The 23199-nt window shown below is 34.3% G+C and carries 24 protein-coding genes and 1 tRNA gene; 2 read left to right on the forward strand and 23 right to left on the reverse strand.

What is annotated here, in order from left to right:
* Positions 1–234: 234 nt before the first annotated feature.
* The 18 genes from DRF58_RS09965 to DRF58_RS10050 form a co-directional block, all read right to left on the reverse strand.
* On the reverse strand, positions 235–1473 hold the full coding sequence (locus tag DRF58_RS09965; RefSeq protein WP_116035105.1) for a site-specific integrase: 1239 nt from the start codon (positions 1471–1473) through the stop codon (positions 235–237).
* 248 nt (positions 1474–1721) lie between these two features.
* Positions 1722–1795, reverse strand: a tRNA-Asp gene (locus tag DRF58_RS09970).
* A 134-nt stretch (positions 1796–1929) separates the two neighbouring features.
* The gene (gene trxA / locus DRF58_RS09975; protein WP_074232979.1) at positions 1930–2247 is read right to left on the reverse strand and encodes a thioredoxin; all 318 of its coding nucleotides are present in this window, start codon (positions 2245–2247) and stop codon (positions 1930–1932) included.
* A 67-nt stretch (positions 2248–2314) separates the two neighbouring features.
* Positions 2315–3487: a cysteine desulfurase family protein gene (locus DRF58_RS09980; protein WP_116035106.1), complete on the reverse strand. Its 1173-nt coding sequence runs from the start codon at positions 3485–3487 to the stop codon at positions 2315–2317.
* A gap of 51 nt (positions 3488–3538) precedes the next feature.
* Positions 3539–4126 carry an HAD family hydrolase gene (locus DRF58_RS09985; RefSeq protein WP_116035180.1) on the reverse strand — a complete coding sequence of 196 codons (588 nt, stop codon included), beginning with the start codon at positions 4124–4126 and terminating at the stop codon, positions 3539–3541.
* Positions 4127–4212: 86 nt separating this feature from the next.
* On the reverse strand, positions 4213–4938 hold the full coding sequence (locus DRF58_RS09990; RefSeq protein WP_116035108.1) for an SDR family NAD(P)-dependent oxidoreductase: 726 nt from the start codon (positions 4936–4938) through the stop codon (positions 4213–4215).
* A 74-nt stretch (positions 4939–5012) separates the two neighbouring features.
* Positions 5013–6332 (reverse strand): FAD-binding oxidoreductase, encoded by a 1320-nt coding sequence (locus DRF58_RS09995; RefSeq protein WP_116035110.1) that lies wholly within the window; start codon positions 6330–6332, stop codon positions 5013–5015.
* 59 nt (positions 6333–6391) lie between these two features.
* A complete protein-coding gene (locus DRF58_RS10000; RefSeq protein WP_116035182.1) occupies positions 6392–7279 on the reverse strand; it encodes a decaprenyl-phosphate phosphoribosyltransferase in 888 nt (295 codons plus the stop codon).
* A gap of 84 nt (positions 7280–7363) precedes the next feature.
* Positions 7364–8050, reverse strand: coding sequence for an OmpA family protein (locus DRF58_RS10005; RefSeq protein WP_116035112.1), 687 nt, complete (start codon positions 8048–8050; stop codon positions 7364–7366).
* A gap of 15 nt (positions 8051–8065) precedes the next feature.
* Positions 8066–8563, reverse strand: a complete 498-nt coding sequence (locus DRF58_RS10010) for a lipocalin family protein (protein WP_116035114.1) — start codon at positions 8561–8563, stop codon at positions 8066–8068.
* Positions 8564–8669: 106 nt separating this feature from the next.
* Positions 8670–10361 carry a S8 family serine peptidase gene (locus DRF58_RS10015; RefSeq protein ID WP_116035115.1) on the reverse strand — a complete coding sequence of 564 codons (1692 nt, stop codon included), beginning with the start codon at positions 10359–10361 and terminating at the stop codon, positions 8670–8672.
* Positions 10362–10501: 140 nt separating this feature from the next.
* Entirely contained in the window at positions 10502–11116 is a 615-nt protein-coding gene (locus DRF58_RS10020) for a WbqC family protein (protein WP_116035117.1), read from the reverse strand.
* 425 nt (positions 11117–11541) lie between these two features.
* Positions 11542–13176 carry a signal peptidase I gene (gene lepB / locus DRF58_RS10025; protein WP_116035119.1) on the reverse strand — a complete coding sequence of 545 codons (1635 nt, stop codon included), beginning with the start codon at positions 13174–13176 and terminating at the stop codon, positions 11542–11544.
* A gap of 138 nt (positions 13177–13314) precedes the next feature.
* Positions 13315–14013: a 4-hydroxy-tetrahydrodipicolinate reductase gene (gene dapB / locus DRF58_RS10030; protein WP_116035120.1), complete on the reverse strand. Its 699-nt coding sequence runs from the start codon at positions 14011–14013 to the stop codon at positions 13315–13317.
* A 28-nt stretch (positions 14014–14041) separates the two neighbouring features.
* A complete protein-coding gene (locus DRF58_RS10035) occupies positions 14042–14671 on the reverse strand; it encodes a DUF5683 domain-containing protein (RefSeq protein WP_116035122.1) in 630 nt (209 codons plus the stop codon).
* Complete coding sequence (locus tag DRF58_RS10040; RefSeq protein ID WP_116035124.1) at positions 14672–15562, reverse strand: ParB/RepB/Spo0J family partition protein; 891 nt, start codon at positions 15560–15562, stop codon at positions 14672–14674.
* Between the two features lie 82 nt (positions 15563–15644).
* The gene (locus DRF58_RS10045) at positions 15645–16418 is read right to left on the reverse strand and encodes a ParA family protein (RefSeq protein WP_116035125.1); all 774 of its coding nucleotides are present in this window, start codon (positions 16416–16418) and stop codon (positions 15645–15647) included.
* Between the two features lie 187 nt (positions 16419–16605).
* On the reverse strand, positions 16606–17427 hold the full coding sequence (locus tag DRF58_RS10050) for an energy transducer TonB (RefSeq protein ID WP_116035127.1): 822 nt from the start codon (positions 17425–17427) through the stop codon (positions 16606–16608).
* A 326-nt stretch (positions 17428–17753) separates the two neighbouring features.
* Between DRF58_RS10050 and DRF58_RS10055 the strand changes: the two genes are divergently transcribed.
* Positions 17754–18269: a hypothetical protein gene (locus DRF58_RS10055; RefSeq protein WP_116035129.1), complete on the forward strand. Its 516-nt coding sequence runs from the start codon at positions 17754–17756 to the stop codon at positions 18267–18269.
* Positions 18270–18271: 2 nt separating this feature from the next.
* Here the strand turns inward: DRF58_RS10055 and DRF58_RS10060 are convergent, their stop codons facing one another.
* Genes DRF58_RS10060 through DRF58_RS10070 form a run of 3 tightly spaced genes read right to left on the reverse strand, consistent with a single transcriptional unit; the run spans position 18272 to position 20249 of the window.
* Positions 18272–19099 carry a glycosyltransferase family 2 protein gene (locus DRF58_RS10060; protein WP_116035130.1) on the reverse strand — a complete coding sequence of 276 codons (828 nt, stop codon included), beginning with the start codon at positions 19097–19099 and terminating at the stop codon, positions 18272–18274.
* Positions 19099–19710 (reverse strand): recombination mediator RecR, encoded by a 612-nt coding sequence (recR, locus tag DRF58_RS10065; RefSeq protein WP_116035132.1) that lies wholly within the window; start codon positions 19708–19710, stop codon positions 19099–19101. Before recR ends, DRF58_RS10060 begins: the two co-directional genes overlap by 1 nt.
* Before the next feature lie 44 nt (positions 19711–19754).
* On the reverse strand, positions 19755–20249 hold the full coding sequence (locus DRF58_RS10070; protein WP_116035133.1) for a dihydrofolate reductase: 495 nt from the start codon (positions 20247–20249) through the stop codon (positions 19755–19757).
* 170 nt (positions 20250–20419) lie between these two features.
* On the opposite strand from DRF58_RS10070, the gene DRF58_RS10075 reads away from it, so the two are divergent.
* Complete coding sequence (locus tag DRF58_RS10075) at positions 20420–21442, forward strand: glutaminyl-peptide cyclotransferase (protein WP_116035135.1); 1023 nt, start codon at positions 20420–20422, stop codon at positions 21440–21442.
* A gap of 111 nt (positions 21443–21553) precedes the next feature.
* Here DRF58_RS10075 and trmB read toward each other — a convergent pair whose 3' ends face one another.
* The gene (trmB, locus tag DRF58_RS10080; protein ID WP_116035136.1) at positions 21554–22234 is read right to left on the reverse strand and encodes a tRNA (guanosine(46)-N7)-methyltransferase TrmB; all 681 of its coding nucleotides are present in this window, start codon (positions 22232–22234) and stop codon (positions 21554–21556) included.
* 111 nt (positions 22235–22345) lie between these two features.
* Complete coding sequence (locus DRF58_RS10085; protein ID WP_116035138.1) at positions 22346–23146, reverse strand: hypothetical protein; 801 nt, start codon at positions 23144–23146, stop codon at positions 22346–22348.
* Positions 23147–23199: the final 53 nt, after the last annotated feature.

Here is a 23199-nt window from a genome sequence, read left to right on the forward strand (position 1 = left end):
AAATTTCAGTTCCAAATAGTGGAATCTAATATAATTCTAAATTTATAGATTTTCCGTCTGCAATGATAATTATTCTTGAATATTACTGTAGAAATTTTATTCTTTCAGTTTTGATAATTGTGAAATTCTTTCTAAATCTTCCACCAAATATTTCGATATCTCTTAGGTTATGGGTAGGGGCCAAAAACGTAAAAAATTAAATCATTTTTCAACGTATCATTTTATAACTAAAAATTAACTAACAACTGCTGACATGTTTTTGTCAATCAATTTTTGTTTCAATTCCATCATATCCTCACTAACTTTTTTATCTAGAATTTTTGCGTAATGCTGAGTAGTCTTAATACTCTTGTGACCAAGCATTTTACTTACACTTTCAATGGAAACCCCGTTAGATAAAGTGATCGTTGTTGCAAAAGTATGGCGTGCAATATGATAGGTCAATTCTTTGTTAATTCCGCATAGGTCTGCAATCTCTTTGAGATAGGCGTTCATTTTTTGATTACTAAGAATAGGAAGAAGTTTTCCACTATTAAGACATACAGGATGATTTTTGTATTTTTTAATGATTTTCTCTGTTTGAGAAAGCAAGGGAATATTAGAAGTAGTTTTCGTTTTCTGACGTTTGGTATAGATCCATTGAGAGCCATCAAGTCCTAAATTGATATTTTGGTATGTTAGTTTTTGAGTATCAATGTAAGCCAATCCTGTAAAACAACTAAACAGGAAAATATCTCTTACCAAGGACAATCTCTCATTTTTAAAATCTTTGGCAAAAAGCACTTCTATTTCCTTTTCATTAAGGAACATTCTCGTCACTTCATTAAACTTCGAATGATAGTTCATAAAAGGGTCTCGCTCCATCCATCCATTTGCAAGACAGATACGAATGATCTTACCAAAATTCTTGATGTATTTAACAGCCGAATTATTGTTACAGGATCTTTCGGTTCTCAAAAAAAATTCAAAATCGTTTAGAAAAGCGTAATCGATCTTTTTAATTTCAATGTCGGTAACACTGTATTTCCATTTCAGGAAATCTTTGGTATGCTTCAAACAGGTCTTATAACGCGTTAATGTTCCTTGAGCAAATTCTTTGTCTATCAGTTTCTCCATTCGATCATTATGATCTTGAAAAATAGGAATCAGTGTTCTGGTCAATCTACCTCTACCTACTAACTTATTCTTAAGAGCCTCACAAGTTACTGTTTCCTTATCTCTGATTAATTCGTGGTAGGTGTCGTAAACTTTCTGCTCAAATGTTTTTAAATAAAAATTAAGTGATCTGCATTCTTCTGAAGAACCACTAACCTTCTGCATAGCAGAGTTCCATTTTGAAGGCTTTACTGTGCGTTTTGTGCTGATCTCGGATATTTTGCCATCAATTGTAATTCTTAGGTAAATAGGAGACTCTCCTACAGAATTGATTTTAGCTTTTTTTACATAGAAAAGTAAATTGAATGTCTTGTTCATATCGTTTAGCGTTTAAGATTTAAAATTATCCTTAGCAAAAACTTATCACAAGATATTCAGTTGCTGAACTAGCTACTGAACAGGGTTTCTCTGAATTTTTAGTGACCATTTTACACCTGCTTTAACAGGTCACTGAATAGGTCACTTTCAGATTGTGCTTTTTTAGTTCTCTTTGAACAGACATAAAACAAAAAAAGCTTTAAAACATACGTTTTAAAGCATTTTGCACTATTTTAATTTAATAGTTGCGATCCGGACGGGACTCGAACCCGCGACCTCCGCCGTGACAGGGCGGCATTCTAACCAGCTGAACTACCGGATCTTTTGCCATAACCTGGATTATTACCCTCTGTTATTGTGGTTGCAAAAATACAACAATATTTTATATTTGAAAATTTTAAATAAAAAAAACGCCTCCCATAAGAGAAAGCGTTCATTTTCAAGTATATTAATTTCTTACAAGAAGGCATTCAGCTTTTCAGCGATTACTTCTTTTGGTGCTACACCTACAATTTTATCTACAACTTCTCCGTTTTTAAAAATTAAAACTGTAGGAATATTTCTGATTCCATAATCAACAGATATCTGTTGATTGTTATCTACATCTACTTTACCTACCAAAGCTTTGCCTTCAAAGTCAGTTGCAACTTCTTCGATGATTGGGCCAAGCATTCTACAAGGTCCGCACCAAGCTGCCCAAAAGTCAACTAAAACTGGTTTATCTGAATTTAAAACTGTTTCTTGAAAGGATTGATCTGTAATTTCTACTGCCATGATTTCTTATTCTTAATTGTTTTTATTAAACAAATTTACAACTTTTATATTGTAATTAATCTGTTGATTATCTATGTAAACTATCAGTTTTTTCTATAACGAATTGTTTCCCTATCTCTTCCAAAGCATTCACAAAAGCATCTATATCCTGCTTTTTAGTGAAGTGACTAAAAGAAACTCTCACAGGAGTAGAATTTTCTAACTCTTCTTCCGATAAAACAGACATCAAAACCATTGATGGCTTTGCAGCTCCTGAACTGCATGCACTACCCTGAGAGATAGCAATGCCCTTCATATCCAACTGAAGACCTATCAAAGGGTTTTTATAAGGTAATAAGATGTTCAGAACAGTATATAGACTGGTGTCATCCGCACTTCTTCCATTGAATTTTATTCCGTGGATTTTATCTTTCAGCTGCTCAATTGCATAATGCTTGATCTCCAGAATATGATTTTTATATAGATCCATTTTTTCCTGAGAGATTTCCCAAGCTTTTCCTAAACCTGCAATTCCGGTTACATTCTCAGTCCCGGCTCTCAAACTTCTTTCCTGTGGACCGCCTGTAATGATTCCTTTCAGACCTGAAGATTTTCTTACGAATGCAAATCCCGCACCTTTTGGTCCGTGAAATTTGTGTGCACTGCAAGATGCAAAATCAACAGGAATTTTTGAGAAATCCAAATCCAAATGTGCCATTGTCTGAACTGTATCAGAATGGAACAATGTATTATTTTCTTTACAAAGATGAGCTACTTTTTCAATGTCCAGAAGATTCCCAATTTCGTTATTGGCGTGCATCAATGTTACAAGGGTTTTCTTGTCTGAGTTTTTCAGTAATTCTTCTAGTTTATTCAAATCAAAATCTCCGTTGGAATCTGGTCTTAAGTAAACCAATTCCACACCTTTCAATTTTTTCATTTCAAGACAGGTTTCAGCTACACATTTGTGTTCCAGAGCCGAAGTAATGATTCTTTCAACGCCGAGATAATTCACAGCAGATTTGATAATCATATTGTTGGATTCGGTTCCACAGGATGTGAAAACGATTTCTCCCGGAGTTACTTTCAAAGAATCTGCAATCTTTCGCCTTACTTCTTCCAAAATGGTCTTGGCTTCCTGTCCCAAACTATGTGTTGATGACGGATTGCCATAATTGAATCTTAAAACATTCACCATACAGTCTATCACCTCATCGTCCAGAGGCGTAGTTGCTGCGTTATCCAGATAAATTCTTTCCATTTTTAAATTAGATTTGAAGCCGAAAATTGTTCGAAAAATTAAGCTACAAAATTAGTGAAAAAATCGATAATGAGACTCATTTGCAAATTTGAACATTGCTTTGTCTCCGGAAGTATCTCCAAATGCAATTGTTTTATCGAATTTCTTATCGCCAATTTCAAGTTTAATTCGATTGACTTTTTCTTCTTTATTACAGTTTTTCCCAACGAATTTCCCTGTAAAAATATCATCTTTGAACTCTGCCTGCGTAGAAAGCAATTTCATATTAAATTTCTCAGCAAATGGCTTTACCCAAATATCCAAAGAAGCCGAAACAATATAGGATTCTGTATGAGTTCTATCGATATTATTAATAAAGTCTAAAGCGTTTTCTCTGAACAGACTTGGATAGTTTTCTTCAAAGAATTGTTGTGCTTTTTTTTCGATTTGATGTCTTGATTTGCCTTTCAGAATGGATGCAATCAAACTTTTCTTTACAGATTCTGCGTCTGCCAACTTTAATTTTAATAAAACAAAAAGTGGAACGTGCTTCAAGAATTGAACCGAATATTTTGCAGGGTCATAAAACTTCAAAAACATAAACATTGTGTCTTTGTAAGTTAAAGTTCCGTCGAAGTCGAATAGATATAACTTTTTCATCATTTTAAGTATTAGGAATTGGTTTTAGGTTATAAGTTAGGAAATAATTTCTAAAATCACCCTAATCCTATTACCTTAAACCTAAATTAAAGCTTCAATTTTTTAAAAATAAACTCAGGAATATTTCTGATTATCATCATAATAATTGCCCAAATTGGTAAAACGTAAGCAACGTCTTTTTTATTTTTATAAGCTTTATAAATTCCATCCGCTGCTTTTTTCGGAGTTGCTGTCAGCGCAGGATTCAGAGGTAAACCTTCTGTCATTTTGGTATCCATAAAACCCGGTTTCACAGTCAAAACCTGAACTTTTTTATCAAATAAGTAATTTCTAAGCCCGCTTAAATAAGCTATTAAGCCCGCTTTCGCACTTCCATAGATAAAATTACTTTGTCTTCCTCTTTCGCCAGCAACCGATGATAAAACAATCATAGTCCCGGTTCTTTTGGATTCCATTTTTTTGGCGAAGAAATTGAGGACAGGAACTAACTTAGCATAATTGACATCAATTATTTGCGCTGTATTTCCATCATCATAAAGTCCTTCTTCCGTTCCTAAACCGAGATAACCAGAGGCACAAAACAACAAATCGGAATTTATATTTTCAAAAGATTTATAATCGATTTCTTTCATCAAATCGAAATGAATAATTTCGGAATTCTGAAGAAACTTGACCTGAAGATGACCCGCGAATTTCTCGGTAGTTTCCGGATTGGAACTCAACAAATAAATTGTGGAAAATTTTTCTCCTCTAGCCAAACATTCTTCTACGAATGCTTGTGCAACTTCGGAATTGGAACCTAATACTATCATAGTTGTTAGTTGTCGGTTGTTAGTAGTTAGTTGTCGGCTTAGAATTGTTTCTATCAACCATCAACTGAAAACCATCAACCATTATTATTAAGAATTCTTTTATGTTGAAGTGATACAAACTTGGATGAATCCACATTTTGAAGATAATTAGTCAGAGAAGACTTGCTCATACTGTCTTTCGTTAAGTAAATTCTTCCTCCGAAATTTTCAACGATTGTATCCAATTGGTCAACCAGTTTTTTCAATCCTTTGTTGACTTTAAAATCTAATGCCAAAGTGTAACCTTCTTTTGGAAATGAATTATAAGCCAATGGATTATCTTTTCCAAATAATTTTAAAACCGCTAAAAAAGAACCGTTTCCGCTTTTTGCAATAGCTTCCAAGATTTGTTTCATTCCTTCTTTCCCGTTTTCTTTCGGGATTACCATTTGATACTGTATAAATCCTCTTTTACCGTAGATTTTGTTCCAATCATTGATGACATCCAAAGGATAGAAAAAGGTTTCGTAATCGATAAAATTATTGAGTTGTTTCTTCGTTTGCTTATTGTAATAAAGGAAATTAAAAATCTTAATAGTCAAGGCATTCAAAACAAATCCTGGAAAATAAAAAGGGACAGTTGGTTTAAATTTTTCTTTCAGTTTCAAAGATTTTTTCTGAAGATTGGATGGCAATTCAGCTTTCAAAGCGTGTTCACCTCTCATCAAAATAGAACGACCAAGATTTTTTCCTTTTTGAAAACAATCAATCCAAGCCACATTATATGTCCAATCTTCACTTTCATCAAACAATTTGAAAACCTCATCCAGATTTTCAGCTTTGATGCTTTCTTGTCTGATGTAAGCCGATTCTATATTTTTCAGTTTGAATTTAGCTGACAAAATAATTCCTGTCAAACCCATTCCGCCAATTGTAGCCCAAAATTTATCCGAGTTTTCTTCGCGGGAACAAGTAATCACTTCTGAGTTTTCATTCAACAATTTGAACTCCGTTACATATTCTGAAAAGCAACCTTCTGCGTGGTGATTTTTTCCGTGAACATCGGAAGCGATGGCACCTCCAACAGAAACAAATTTAGTTCCTGGTGTTACATACAGAAAGTAACCTTGAAGAACTGACACTTCCAAAACCTCTGACAGCAGAACACCGGATTCGCATTCGATAATTCCGTTGAGTCTGTCAAAAGAGATGAATTTATTAAGTCTTTTCGTCGAAAAGATATGTTCACCAAGAGAAGCATCTCCGTAACAACGTCCGTTACCTCTTGCGATAACTTCGTTGTTATCTGTTACAAATTGTTTGATCTTAGAAACAGAATCATCCGATTTCATTTCTTTTTCTACAATGGGATAATTACCCCAATTGGTTACTTTTTGCACAAAATTCGGTTTCATCTTTGGGTTTTTAATTATTCAAAAATTGAATGTGTTCTTCAACTTCTAATATTTTGATTTTAATTCTTAAAATAGATTTGTAAAAGAAACACGATTACCCAAAGGATAATTGTGACTTGTATATATCGATCTTTGTAGACAATTTTGGTGGGCGATTCAGTTTTATTATAAACTAAAGTTTGTTGCAAATATCTTAGAAATGCAAACACAACAAAAATCACGGTATAGAAAACTCTTGGATGAAATCTCGCCTGAACCTCTGGTGACAAAGTAAACATCAGATAACAAATAATTGCCAATGTACAACTGATTGACAAAGCAATATCGGCAAATTGAACATTATATCCGTCTAAAGCTTTTCTTGTTTTTCCAGAAATCTGCGCATTGATTAATTCTCCTCTTCTCTTTCCGATTGCTAAGACTAAAGCCAAAACAAAGGTTAATAAAATCGCCCAATTAGTAACAACAACTCCGGTAACATAACCACCAGCAAGGACTCTCAGAACAAAACCAATGGCAATAATACAGATATCAACAATGGCAACTTGTTTTAGCTTGAAAGTATAGAAAAGATTCATTACAAAGTAAAATGCGATAATCACTCCGAATTTCCAAAAATTGGTATGGAAAATATAATTCCCGATAAAAACCGATGATATGGATAAAAGAATCAAAAAAGCAAATAGAACTTTTGCATTTGTTTTGGAAATAGCTCCACTCGCTAATGGACGAAGTTTCTTTTCCGGATGTTTTTTATCCGATTCTATATCAAAATAATCATTAATGATATAAATAGAACTTGCAGTGAATGAGAAAACTAAAAAAGCAAAAATACTCTCGTAAAATAAATGCGAGTTTGTAATCTTTCCTGAAAAAAACAATGGAGCAAACACAAATAAGTTCTTAACCCACTGCTCTACTCTTATTAATTTTAAATAGTTTTTCATCAATTGTTCTATAATATACAAAAATAGCATTAAAATAAAAAAACCGCAAATTGCGGTTTTTATTTATTGGTAAATTAATGAATATTAATTTGTTTTTGCATCATTAATCATTTTTTCATTTGCAGTAATTGCAAATTCTACACGTCTATTTTGTGCTCTTCCGGCATCGGTATCATTGCTTGCAACAGGACTGGATTTCCCTAAACCTTCTGTGAACAATCTAGAAGCAGAAACCCCATTGGCTACGAAATAACTTTTTACAGCTGCAGCTCTTTGCCCTGAGATTCTTAAGTTAACAGCATCGCTACCAATACTATCTGTATGTCCATAAATATTTATATTTGTATCTGGATTATTCTTAAGAACCGTTACCAATTTATCAAGGTTAGACTTAGCTAAAGTTGTCAAATTAGATGAATTAAAGTCAAAGTTAACAGTATTCTCATGAAGTGTAATTTTGATTCCTTCTCCTACTCTTTCTACTTCTGCACCAGGTAAAACTTCTTTAATTTCTTTGGCTTGTTTATCCATTTTGTTACCGATAACACCACCAGCAACTCCACCAACAACTCCACCTAAAACAGCTCCTAGAGGTGCATTACCGCCTTTCCCAATGTTGTTTCCTAAGACTCCTCCAAGAACAGCACCTGCAGCAGTACCAATTGCAGCACCTTTTTGTGTATTATTAGCATTTTGAACAGCTTCGCAACTTGTTAAAATAAGTGAAGCTGAAATAAAAAATGCAGCTATATTTAATTTAGTGATTTTCATTATATGTATTTTTAATTATTTAGCAGTTCTTACAAAATTATATCTTACATCCATTGGCGAACCATCTGCATTAACTGACTGAACCAATGTAAAGCTGTTTTCGGTTGGATTCTCAAGTTTCAACATATATCCTGCGGAAACACGTTTTGCTTTTTCTCCTTCACCTACTTTTTTGATAGACACATTACTGAACTTATCTACACTAAAAGTAATTGCTTGAGTTTTAGCAGGACAATCTCCTCCTCCATTCAATGTGTAAGTTCCGGTATAATTGTTTGGAATCAATTTCCAAGAACTACCAACGAAACAATTGATATCTGCCCCTTCATCAAAAGGTTTTATTTTGAAAGATTTGTTATAATCTACGTCAGAGATTGACCATTCACCTTTCAATTTCATAACTTCAGCACGTACTGTCTGAGCCTCACCTGCACTAACTCCAGTTTTCTTTGAAGCACATGATGTAGAAATCAAAGCGGCTCCAATAAATCCTAAAAAAATTAATTTTCTCATAGTTTTATATTTACTGCTAAGTTATTACAAAAACTATGCCAAAGGATAAAAAATAAAAAATCTGAGTGAGTCTCAGATTTTTTATTTTCATGTAACAGTCTATGAATTAAAGCTTAGACTTATCAATCGCTTTATGCGTTTTTGGTTTTTTTATAGATTTTTTAACAGAATTCGAAGAGGAATTGGCTCTGTAAAAATTAGCATAAGCATATTCTGCAGCTTTTGCAACATCTATCACACCATTGGATCTTGACAATTTATCAAAGCCATTAGCTGAACTTACATTTGTAGTTTTAACAAGAGATTCGATGATTTGTTCTGGTTTCAGATTTGGCATATAAGCTAAAAGAATAGCAGCAGAACCAGCTACAACAGGTGAAGCCATAGATGTACCTTGAAGATACTCATATTTTCCATCTGGAACTGTTGAATAGATTTCTGAACCTGGAGCAAAAACATCCACCATTTTCTCGTCATAGTTAGAGAAACTTGATTTCAAAGCATTTGCATCATTTGTATTAGAACCAACTACCATCATATTATTGATGAATGGTTTCTCATCTGATTGAGATTTGAAATTAGTTGGGAAATATTGATGTTCAGCAATATCTTCGTTTTCATTACCTGCAGCTTTTACCAAAAGAACACCTTTGCTTTCTGCATATTTGAATGCATCCCAAACTACATTTTTACCTGGAGAAACTGGTTTTCCAAAACTCATATTAAGGATTTTCGCACCGTTATCAACTGCATAGCGAATTGCATTAGCAACATCTTTATCTCTTTCGTCTCCGTCTGGAACGGCTCTCACAGTCATAATTTTTGCTACTCTGGAAGCTACACCATGTTGAGGTTCAGAACCATTTGCTAAACCAGCAATAATCCCAGCAACGTGAGTCCCATGTTTCGCATCTGGACCTTCGTAATGATTGTTTCCATAGCTTTTCTCAGAATAATCATCGTAATTATCGCCAACGATTTCTTTTCTTGGATCAAAATCCAGGTTAAAGCCTTTCTCTGCTTGAGGAGTGAAATAATCCAAAGCTTCTTTCATCTGACCTTCCATATAAGTTTTTACTTCAGAAGCCGGTTTTCCTGCAACTTGAGGATCATTAGCAACCTGAGAAAGAACCTGCATTGCCATAGCTTCTTGCTGTGTAGAAGGTTTTATGGTTGCAAGGTTTTCCTTAGTCAATGTTTTATTTCCTAACAATTTCACCATATCTGGAATCGAATTGTTAATCATCGTGTACATCTGAACACTTTGTTTTGCCTCTTGACTTTTTTTGTTAAAAATCTCTTTGGACTTCATATACATTGCAAACTCGTCTGGCATCTTAGCTTGATTCTCTTTATTCTTAGTAGAATCATCACCTTCGAAAATTGGCTGATACTTTTTCACGACTCTCGTCACTTCCATATTATCAACATCAATATCGCCATTTTTACCACCTAAGAAATTCCAGCCGTGAACATCATCGATATATCCGTTTCCGTCATCATCTTTTCCGTTATTAGGAATCTCGTTCGGATTTGTCCACATATTTTTAATCAATCCTGGGTGGTCAACTTCTACGCCGCTGTCTAGAACTCCAACAACTACAGTTTTTGGTTTCAGACCTTTGGATTCTAAAAACTTATAAGCATTTTCTGTGTTAACGCCATAAACTTTTGTAGTTGCATAATTTTTATGATACCAAGTTTTTTGGTCTTTATCTTCCTGCGGAGAAGCTGTCTGCGCGTGAATCAATCCAAATCCTGCATATAAAAAAGCTGCCGCTATCAATAATTTTTTCATAAGTATAAATCTATTGTTTTTAATTGCCTTATGCTATCACTTATTTCACTAATCTTTAAATAGACGTTTTTGCAACAAGCGATTTCATATAAATAATTATTTTAATTAAAGAAAATCTCGTCTGTAGAGTTTCGTGGCTATTAATCGAGTTTTATATTTTTGATATAAGTCAAACTTTCTGGTCCAATGTTACAAAGCAAGTCCAGAATAGATAAATCTTTTATAAATCCGTTCTTGTCCGAAAAGCTTTGATAATATTCTTCGAACTCAGATGTTGATTCGGATTTTGCAGAGAATTTTTCTCTGTAATCTTCTGCTTCTGGATTTTTAAAATATTCGTTGGTCAGGTCATATTTTTTTTCGGTCTTCAGAATATCAAGAATAATACCTAAAGCTTTAAGATTAAATTCTTTTAAAGAAACAATCTGCTCACTATATATTTTCTTGAGCTTATCTTCGTAATATTCGAAATAAGGTGTGCTTTGATAAGCTGTTTTGATGGACTTCCAATGGAGTTTCTGCCAATCTTCTGCAAAAGAAACCTCGATGTCTTTGATTTCTCGTTTTCCTGTATGTTTGATGGGAATAATCAATGCTAATTTTCCGTTAGCGCCGTAGATTGATGCTCGGTTTCTGTAAGTCTGCTTTGGAAAGTTTTCAAATTGTTCGAAAGCGACGTCGTTTTCTTCATTTAAGAATACCGAAAACCACGAAACTGGCGGTAAATAGAATATTGGTAAAAGAACTTTTTTCATATTTATTATGTTGCATTTGCTTAAAGCATTTAATTTAAACGCAAAGCCCGCAAAGATTTTTTAATTAATGAATGTTTTAGGTTCGCAAAGGCACTTCGACTTTGCTCAGTGTAAACTTCAAACTCAGCAAAGATAACAATGATTTTATATTTATAGTTTATTAAAACTAAAAACACTTTGCTGAAGCTTTGAAGCCTCAACAAAGTGTTGAATCTTTATTTCGAAGGACCAATCCCATAGCCCCGATTGTAGTGGAAATCCTTTTTTGCGTGGGCTTCGAGAGCCTCAGCCTGACAAAACTTGTAGCAAAAAAGATTGCAACGGAAAGCGGGAAACAGCTCCAAACAATCAATCGCAATCGAGGAATTCAAAAGCTCCTAATTGTCTTTAAACTTTGTCAAAGATTTGAAACTTTGACAAAGTACTTACTCTTCTTCTTTTTTCTTTCCGAAAAGTTTGGCGAAATAATCCCAACCGAAGAACAAGACCAAAATAATCACGGCAACCCACCAATAGGACGTTTTGTTGGCTTCGCCCGTATTGGTTGCTTTGAACATCCTGTCCCAACGGATTTTTTTGCCTGGCGCTTGGTAAGTTGAGCTAGCGTCGGCGAACAATCCTTCTACACTCATCCAAGTGAACATCGGTCTTCCCACGATATTTTCTTCCGGAACAACTCCAAAGAATCTTGCATCCAAAGACGCATCACGGTTGTCCCCAATCATCATATAATAGTTTTGTTTGATAGTATATTGATTGGTCTCTTGTCCGTTGACGTAGATTTTCCCGTTTTTGTTTTCCAACTTATTGTGTTCATATTCGGAGATAATCCATTGGTAAGTTGGCAAAGTTTCTTTATCAAGCTTTACAACATCGCCTTTTTTCGGAATTCTAAGCGGTCCGTACCAATCCTGATTCCAAGGTTTATTGATTGGATAAATGGACTGCGTTGTATCTATATTTTTGGTGTAAGCTGTTTTATCTGCATTCGCTTTATATCTAATTGCACCTTCTCCTTTTTCCTCAATCATTTCCTTCATCTCAACAACTTCAGGAAGTGCTTTGATTTCTTTTGCGATCTGGTCTGTTAAACCTTGGAAAGTATATAAAAATCCTGTATTAGTCTGATTTTCTTGAACCGGAAGGAAACCGAAAGCTTTGTATAACTGAGGAATATTAAGCTGAGAGCTCGTTGTCACCAAATATCCGTGTTGCTGATACTCGTCTCCAAGAATTTTCTCAGGTGCATTATTCACGAATAATCTTCCGGCTCTGAACTCGATAACATCTCCAGGAATACCAACGCATCTTTTTACGTAAGGGTCTTTTCTATCGATTGCCGTATGAACAGAATCTTGTGGATAGTTGAAAACAACGATGTCATATCTTTTGATTTCGTCATAACCTGGAAGTCTTAGGTATGGTAATTTAACTGCATCAACATAAGATTTTGGATCATCTTTTGGATTTCCTTTTTGTCCCGTATCGAAGATTGTTCCTTGTAAAAATGGTAATGCTACAGGTCTCATCGGCATTCTGTAACCGTAAGCCCATTTGTTAACGAAAAGAAAATCTCCAACTAGCAAAGTTCTCTCCATCGAACCTGTCGGAATCCCAAATGGTTGTGTAATAAATGCGTGAATAATAGTTGCGAAAACTACTGCAAAAGTTACTGAACCCAAGAACGTTTCTTTCTTCTTGCTTTCTTCTTCCTCTTCTTCAGTTTCAATTTCTGGCTCTTTTCCGTAATTGACTGTTGCCATAAAAATGAAAGGCAGAACTACTGTTAAAACCCCATTTAATGCTCCTCTTTTTCCAAATTTTTTCATCAAGAAAAGATGAAAAACCGACATCATGATTGGACCAACAATTGGCAAATATGACAAAATCGCCCACCATTTTGGATGTTTGGTTTCTTTGAGAATAATCAAATAATTATAAAAAGGAACAAACGATAATAATGGATTGTAACCCATTTTCTTGAATAACTTCCAAGTTGTAAGTCCCATCAAAACACTGATAATGAGAACATAAACTGTATAAGTAATAATATAATTCATATTTTGGCTTTTGGCAAATGGCTAATAGCTTTTTGCTGATTTTTTATAATTAGTTTTTGATGTCTATTTTTTGTTACAGTTTTTTTACTTCTAAATTAATTTTTGCCCCAACCCTAAAGGGAGAATCAATTTGAAAGTTTACAAACCTAAAACATCTTTCATAGAGAAAATTCCTTTCTTATCAACAATCCACTCAGAAGCAATGACCGCTCCCAAAGCAAATCCGTTTCGGTTAAAAGCTGTATGTTTGATTTCTATCTCGTCCACTTCTGACCTGTAAAAAACACTATGAGTTCCAGGAACTTCATTTTCACGAATAGCAAATATTCCTAGTTCGTTATCTTTGGTTTCATCTAATTTCCAAGCTTCATATTTAGAATTTTCAATAATTCCTTCTGCAATGGAAATAGCAGTTCCACTTGGTGCGTCCAGTTTATGAATGTGATGAATCTCTTCTAATTGGCAAGAATATTCGTTAACATTGTTCATTAATTTGGCTAAGTTTTCGTTGAGAGCAAAAAATAAATTGACACCTAAACTGAAATTAGAACCATATAAAAACGCGCTATTATTATCTAAAGTGATTTTTTCAATTTCTGGTTTTTTGTCTAACCAACCTGTTGTTCCACAGATTACAGGAATGTTATTTTCCAAACAGACTTTTATATTTTCAAAAGCAGCTTCGGGATTTGAAAATTCTATTACAACATCTGCATTGTTAAGAGATTCCTTAGTTGGTGTTTCTTTTAATCTTGCAACTACTTCATGACCTCGGTTTTGGGCAATCTCATCGATAATCTTCCCCATTTTTCCGTACCCGACTAATGCTATTTTCATTTTAAATTTTAGAATTTGATTGTTTTTTTTAGAATTTAAAGCTTAAACTTAATCCTGTCTTTGGAATAGAAGTTCCAAATTGATCATTAATAATTGTAGGTGTAATGGCTAGATCCGGATCATGACGACCTTCATACAAATGAGCATCTACAACAGCATCTACAATATTAAGAATGTAAATCAAAGCAGCAATTCCTATAGCGTAATCACGCTGTCTTTTAAACCTATCTTGTGCATTTCCCAAAACAGTTTTTGTAACATATGGTTTATCAGAAAACTCATGAGGAAGACCATTAAGCTCTGCTACAAAAGCATTCCTATATCTTTCATATTGATTCTGATTCCAAAGTGCTATCCCAACCCCGGTTCCTACAGCTCCCCAAACCAAAGGAATTTTCCAGTATTTTTTATTATAATACTGACCTAAACCTGGTAAAACTGCTGAATACAATCCGGCTTTTATTGGACTTAGTTTTGTGATTTTTGCAGGTGCATTTTTTTGATCGATATCTCCCAAGATCTGAGACTCAGAGAACGGTTTTGCTGCTGGAATACTGTCCTTCGGATGGTTTTCCACACGTATTGTATCATTTGGATTGACTTGGGAAAAGGCAAAACAAAAAGAAAGTATCAAAAAAACTGAAAGTAATTTCTTCATCTATCTAATGTGTGCAAGAATGCTTTCCAGCTCTTCTTCATTTTTAAAATCGAGAACAATTTTACCTTTTTTCCCGTTAGCTGAAGTTTTGATTTCAACTTTTACATCCAAAATATCAGATAACGTTTTCTGAGCTTTTTTAAAATGATTCGGAACGATAGATTGTTTCGCAACTTTTTCTGTATCCTGAGAATTTTTCATAAAGCCTGCCAATTGCTCAGCTTGTCTTACATTCAGTTGGTCTTTAATGATTCTTTCGAAAAGAATTTGGCGTTTTTCATCAGAATCCAAGCCCATGATTGCGCGCCCGTGGCCTGCAGAAATCTGACCACTTCTTACACCATTCTGGATATCCGGTGAAAGCTTCAGAAGCCGAACACTATTAGTGATTGTACTTCTCTCTTTTCCTACTCTTTGGCTAAGATTTTCTTGAGTCATCCCTACCTCATCCAATAATCTTTGGTAAGTTAAGGCCACTTCAATAGGATCTAGATCTTCTCTCTGGATGTTCTCTACCAAAGCCATCTCTAGCAATTCCTGATCATTCACCAATCGGATATAAGCGGGAATAGAAGTTAAACCTGCAATTTTGGAGGCACGATAACGCCTTTCACCAGAAATAATTTCGAACTTTTCGCCATCTTTTCTAAGGGTAATCGGCTGAATAATTCCTAAGCTTTTAATAGATTCAGCTAGATCATTCAGTGCTTTTTCGTCAAAAAAAGTTCTTGGCTGATTTGGGTTAGGATAGATATCTTCGATAGCAATTTCTACAATATTGCCTACCAATGTTTTTGCACCTTCGTCCGAAGCTGAATTGATATTTGTTTTGCTTTCGGCGTTTAGAATAGCTCCTAAACCACGCCCCATTGCTCTTGTTTTGTCTTTCATATATTTAAGTTGGAAGATGGAGGAAGGAGGATGGAAGTTTTAAAACAAGCTTCCAGCTTCTACCTTCTGACTTCCGGCTTTTTTAATTTTTAATTAATTTCTCGTTTCTCAGCAAAACCTCTTCAGCCAGCTGAATGTATTGTATTGCTCCTTTGCTCTCTGCATCATAACTCAAGATACTTTCTCCGAAACTTGGAGCCTCGCTCAACCTTACATTTCTGCTGATGATTGTTTCGAAAACCATTTCTGGGAAATGAGAATTAACTTCTTCTACAACTTGGTTAGACAATCTCAATCTGCTGTCGTACATCGTAAGAAGCAAACCTTCTATATCCAAATCTGGATTATGGATTTTTTGTACATTCTTAATGGTATTCAACAATTTACCCAAACCTTCCAATGCAAAATATTCACATTGAATTGGGATAATAACAGAATCTGCTGCCGTTAATGCATTAATAGTAATCAAACCCAAACTAGGAGCACAATCGATGATGATATAATCATACAAATCTTTAATCGGCTTCAAAGCTTCACGCATCATATACTCTCGTTTTTCACGATCAACCAATTCTATTTCCGCAGCTACCAAATCTATATGAGACGGTATAATATCCACGTTGGGCGAAGTTGTAGGCAGGATACACTTGGATGCTTCTGCGCTATGTTCTAGCAAATGATAGGTAGAAAAATTAATCTCTTCTACACCCAAACCAGAACTCGCATTGGCTTGCGGATCCGCGTCTATCAAGAGAACTCTCTTTTCCAAAACCCCCAAAGCCGACGCCAGATTAACAGCAGTTGTCGTTTTTCCGACACCTCCTTTCTGATTTGCAACACCTATAATTTTTGCCATAAACATTAATTTAATTCTCAAAAATACGATTTTTTACTACTTGGAAAGTTTTGAAAAACCTGAAAAGCCGTTAAAGTATTGTTAATTAAACGATTGGCTTAAAAAAAAATTATCCACATTTCCTTACAAAATGTGGATAATTATAAAAAACTACAAGTTTAATATTTTCACAGTCCTGATTATCAGCCTATTCAATTTTCATGGAAATAGGCATTCTGAAAGATGATCTTACAGCTTTGCCTTTTAATTGTGCTGGTGTCCATTTTGTTTTAACAGATTTAACAGCTCTTTCTGCTTCTGAATTAAACTCTGCATTAGAACCGTTGATTTTCAAATTGGAAATACTCCCGTCTTTTTCTACTACAAATGTAATAACTGCAGAAATCATACCAGATGTATCCATAGATTCTGTATCAAAACTTTGCGCTACTTTTTCTCGAAAAACATTAATTCCTCCTTTGAAGTCCGCTGCAACGTCTGCTTCATTTTGATTGATAAGTTTATCAGGATTTTCAACTTTTACAGGTGCTGTATAAACAACCGCTGGTGGTCCAGAAGTTACAACCGGAGGAACATAAGCGATAGTTGTTTCATCACCGCCTTTGGTCTCGGAACCAATAGCAGCTCCTTTCATATCATCAACTGTGGGAATTGGAGTGTCTTTTTTCAGATCTCTTACTGGTGTATATTCTGGATTAACAACTGTTTTGATATTAGGTGGAGCAACCGCAACTGGCGTAGCTCTTACAACCTCCGGATCATCTACATTATCCAAAATAATTGGATCTGAAACAGGAATCTCTTTAGGAACAATTTTAACTTCAAATGAGGAAACCACCAACGGAATCACCGCTACTGAAGCGAAAAAAGCGACACCTACAAATAATGCCTTCGTAAGATCATTAGAATACTCATTTCTGAGAGCATAAGCACCATAAGCTTTATTTCTATTGGAGAAAACTATTTCATCCAAATTGTCTTTTCCAAAGTAAGTTGATAGATTTTTCATAACTGATAAATTTTTAAATTAAACGATTAATAACATTTTATTAAAATGTTTGAAAAACACTCCAAATAACATTCCAATACTATATTAATTATCAAATAAATTATAATTAAATTAAATATTTAATAAAATAAATTCTCTTAAAATTGCAATTATTAAAAATAAGTGTAATTTAATATGATGAAATTCTTAATCATTATCAGTTTAATTTTCAGTGTCTTGACCAGCGCTCAGTCTACCAATGAAATTCGAATTCACATTAGAAGGCCCAATTTCTTACATTGAGGAATGATTTTAGTAATGGTATAATTGAAAACTAATATTTGATTATGAACGAGACTTTGAACAGCATACGAAACAGACCGAGATTCAAGCTATACACAGATCTTTCTTTGGAAGAATATGAAGCTAATCTGAAAAAATACCTTAATGAACATCAAGATCAATTTTATGGCAATATCAACAAAGAAGTTGCAACAATATTTGTAAGAAAAGAAGAGGACAACTATTGGAAACCCAATCTAGCATTGAGAATTGAAAAGGAAGACGAAAAAACAGTTATCCGAGGAATTTTTGGCCCGAGTACTTCTGTCTGGACATTTTTTATGTTTTTATATTTTCTTTTCACTGTTTCCTGGATGACTTTTGTCACTTTGTATTATGTAGAAAAACAAATCAATACCAGTAACTATCCTTGGGCTTTGCCTTGTTCTTTTGCTGTATTAGGATTAATTGCGCTTACATATCTTGCGGCAAGATTTGGACAAATTAAAGCTAAAGAGGAAATGCAGGAGTTAAGAAAATTTGCAGAAGAATCTACTTTACACGTTGAGAAGGAAGATTAATATCAAATCTTTTGCGCTTCTATAAAATGTTTCAATTTCAATCCAATTTTCATCAGGACAAACTGAAAAGGCTTTTGTTTTTTATAATACTTGTTGATAAAAATATCCATCGCTCCGAAAAACCGACTGAGATAGACTCTATCTTTCAACGTACTTTCACCCTTATGATGTAGGATAGAATACTTCCCATAATAGAAATTTTTGTAACCAGCTCTCAGAATAGTGTAGCACAAATCTATGTCTTCACCATACATAAAATAACGTTCATCGAAACCGCCAACCTCTTCATAAACCGACTTTTTGATGAGAAGATTAGCACCAGTCATCACTTCAACCTCAGCAATCTCGAATTCGTCTACATCATTACGATAATAGGTCTTGGAATCGTTGCTCAGTTTAGTAAATAATTTTTCGAAGGAATTAATCAATGCAGGAATAGAGCGTTTGCTTTCTGGCAAAAACATACCTTGCTTATCGTGCATTCTCAAACCCAATGCTCCAAATCCAGATTGTTGATCTGCATAATCTAGAACTTCTTGAAAATAATTGCCTTCAATTTCTGTATCCGGATTTAAGATATAAACATACTCTCCTTTTGCAGATTTTACACCTATGTTATTAGCTTTAGAAAAACCATAATTCTCTTCTAGAGCAATGAATTCGACATCATTAAATTGATTAATCAAGCTTTTCCATGCAGAATCTGGAGAGCTATTGTCTACAACGATAATCTCATAGTCAAATCCTTGAAAATATTTTTGAATAGAAAGGATACAACTCTTCAACAAATCCTTTACTTGGTAATGAACAATGATGACACTTACTTTCATTACTCGGCTTCGTTATAAGCAGTTCTGTTTGTTATAGATCTTCCTAGAGAGATTTCGTCTGCATACTCCAACTCATCGCCCACAGCAATTCCTCTAGCAATACTCGAAAATTTGACTTGCTGAGCTTTGAATTTTTTGTAGATATAATAAGCCGTAGTATCGCCCTCCATAGTAGCACTTAACGCAAAAATCAGCTCTTTTATTGTATTGGACGTTAGTTTTTTCTCTATGCTTCCTATTCTTAATTGATTGGGACCAATACCTTCCATTGGCGAAATTTTCCCTCCCAAAACCAGATATTTCCCTTTGAATTTTCCTGTATTCTCAATCGCCATTACATCTCTTACGTCTTCTACTATACAAAGAAGCTCATCATTGCGTTTGGGATCATTACAAATATCGCAAACTTCTGAATCGGAAAAGTTATGACACTCTTTACAATACTTAATATCTGTAACCAAATTTTGGATTGATGTACCTAAAGAAATTCCCTGCGAAGCTGGTTGACGAAGCAGATGCAACGCCAATCGAAGGGCAGATTTTCTCCCGATGCCGGGCAAACCAGATATTTCTTCAACAGCTTTCGATAAAACTTTGCTTGGATAATCCATAATTCAGAATCAAGAATTGAGACAGAAGACTTAATCCTAATGATTTAATCTTTGTTAATTCTCTCGTAGGTTTGAAAATAAAAATCGTGATCGTTTTTATCATCTTTTGCGTGGAATTCTTCGTTTGTTTTTTGCCAGATTTTCAAATCTATTTTCGGAAAAAATGTATCTGCTTCAAAATCTTCTTCCACATAGGTGATTTCTAATTTATCCGCCAATTCCATTGTTTGTTTATAAATCTCACCACCACCAATAATGAAAAAATTTTCATTAATTTTTTTTGCAAACTTGAGAGCTTCTTTAAGTTTGGAAACAATCAGAATATTTTCCTCAAACCAGTTATCTTTTCTACTCACCACAATATTGGTTCTGTTTGGCAAAGCTTTTCCTATACTTTCGTAAGTTTTCCTGCCCATAACCACGGGATGATTTTCTGTAAGCGATTTGAAATGTTTCAAATCTTTTGGAAGACGCCAAAGTAATTGGTTATCTTTTCCTAGAGCATTATTTTTTCCTATTGCGGCAATTATCGTAATCATAATATCTACAAATCTACATTTTTATGTTTAATTAAGAAAAATTTATGAGCTCTTAGTTTTCATATTTTGTAATTTTGGCAAAGTTTCTGAGCTATAGAATTGGAAACAATAATAGATTCTCCCAAATTTTAATTTAAAAATCGGATAAGTCCGACAGACAATATTTTCTAATGAAAAAGATTTTTTTAACATCCGCTGTTGCATTTTTATTTTTGGTAAGTTGTACTAATGACAAGGATATCCTCAACTCACTGAATGACTATAATATCAGCCAACAGAGCAAAGGTTATCACTTTGGGGACAAACTTCAAATCCCTCAAGATGTTTTGGACTATTCGGAAGCTATCACAATAAGCTATGGTGATAAAGAAATCAGCAATTTGACCATTGACCCAACTTTTTTCACTTTGGGAGAAAATGATGTGACTTTCAATATCAAAACAAAAAGTGGAGAAGTCCTACAGCAAGATGCAACGATAAACGTTTTTGCAAAAGCAAAACCAAGAAGTATAACATATACTGTCTTAAACCAATATCCACACGATGCCAATAATTTTGTACAAGGTTTTCAACTGGACGGAAATACCGTTTACGAATCTGATGGACAAAACGGACAATCTAGAATTTTGACTTATAATCTCGGCTCTACAACTCCAATCATCAGCACATCTCAACCTGAAGACATTTTTTCGGAAGGAAGTACGATTGTTGGAGATAAAGTTTATCAATTAACTTGGAAGAACAAAAAAGGTTTTATCTACGATAAAAACAGTCTGAAATTATTAAGCGAATTCCCTTATGACAACATCCTAGGTGAAGGCTGGGGATTGACTTACGACGGGAAAGAGCTTATCCTTTCTGATGGGACAAAAAATCTCTACTTCCTGAATCCAGAAAATCCATCGAAAGTCCTAAGAACAATTGCTGTAGCAAGCAACACAGAAGGTTACGATCAACTAAATGAGCTAGAGTATCACAAAGGCTCTGTTTATGCTAATGTTTGGCACAAACCAATCATTCTGCAAATCAACCCAACTAATGGAGAAGTCACAGGTATTCTTGATCTTACAAATATCGTAAAACAAAGTTCTACTGGTGGTGAAGATGTTTTGAATGGGATCGCTTTCAAAGGAGATAATATGGTAATAACTGGTAAAAACTGGAGCAGAATCTACGAAATATCAATCAAGTAATTTCACTTTACAATGCATAAAAAACGAGTTTCTTTTTTTGAAACTCGTTTTTTTTATTATTAATGAATAATCGCTAAATCTGTATTTTCAAGATTCTTGTTATAGAAAATTTTATTCATTCTTTAATTTGAATTTGATATACGTGATGGTTTTTCCTTTCGCAGAAAACAACTCCTCGTAATAAGTTCTAATATCTTTCAACAGTGGTGTATCTGGCTGATACTCTGCAGCACCGTAAATATCGTGATGAGCAGTCAGAATCTCGTGTCCCAAACCTTGTAAAAGTCCCAAGGTATATCCATGAAGATATTCGGAATCTGTTTTCAAATGGATGATTCCGTCTGGTTTCAGGATCCTTCTGTACATTGCTAAAAACTCTGGATTCGTAAGCCTATGTTTTGTTCTTCTGTATTTGATCTGTGGATCTGGGAAAGTAATCCAAATCTCAGACACCTCATTTTCAGCAAAGAGATTATCTATTAATTCTATTTGGGTTCTGAGGAAAGCGACATTATTAAGGTTCTTTTCTATAGCTTCTTTTGCACCAAACCAAAATCTTGCTCCTTTGATATCTACTCCAATAAAATTTTTATCCGGAAAAGCATTTGCTAATCCTACCGAGTACTCTCCTTTCCCACAGCCAAGTTCCAAAACTATTGGATTATCATTTCCAAAAAACTCTTTCCATTTCCCTTTGTGTTCAAACCCATTGATTGACTGATCACGCGTTGGCTGGATTACATTTGGTAATATCGTATTTTCTCTAAATCTTGCAGCTTTGTTCTTGCCCATTTTTTCTAAGGTTGTTTTTATCTTGAAAATGAAAAACGTGTAATCAGCTACCTTGCAATAACTTACAGCTTTTTCGTTTATTTTTTAAAATTTGATAATTAGTTAATAATATTATTTTGACATATCTGATGTAACTTGCATCAGATTGGAATTTTGCAATCTTTTAAGATAAATCGGCAGATATTTTTCTATATAAATTTTTGCAGCTTCGTAATTATTAGTCTCCAAAAACTCTGTTATATTATCTGAACTATAGATAAATTGTAAGAAATTTGGGATCAATTCTTTTGGGATCTTCATTCTGATAAAATAATCGTCCCCGAAATAATCTTGAAGATTCTTGATATTCTTACTCATTCTTTCGTACTGATAGGCGCGTTCTTTCTTTTTCTTTTCTCCCGAGATTAAATCAAAAAAACTATCGATACTAAAACTAAGTCCTTGATTGAAGCCCAAGATAGGAATTTCTGGAGAAGTCCCGTCGCCTTTCGGTTCTGGGAGGCCGATCATTTTTTTGAGTTCGAAAGCTTTATCCGAACCTTTCAGCATTGCGACATCTCTACGAAGGTTGCCCGTTGGTTTGAAAGCGCTTACGATAACTTCTTGAATCTCGTAATAAGCAATTTGTAATTCTACGAAATTTTTCCTAATCCCCAGCATTTGACTGGTAACTTTTACATCTTTTCTTTCTGTTGCTATAGATGTAAATCTAAGGACATCCCCTTCTTTAACAGCAATTTTGAACTCGCCATTATAGTTCGCCATTACACTTTTGTGTTCATTGAGATTGGTAACATAGACTTGATTAAGATACAAGCTAGACTTATCTCGGATAAAGATCTCTCCCTGAATCTCCTGCGCAGAAACAGATGCTACAAAAAGTAATAGAAAAACAATAAATATCTTCTTCATAATAATCCGGCAAATTTATAGAGAAATAAACAGAGAATTGTTACAAAAAAGAA

Source organism: Epilithonimonas hispanica, assembly GCF_003385395.1.
In the GTDB taxonomy this organism is placed as follows: domain Bacteria; phylum Bacteroidota; class Bacteroidia; order Flavobacteriales; family Weeksellaceae; genus Epilithonimonas; species Epilithonimonas hispanica.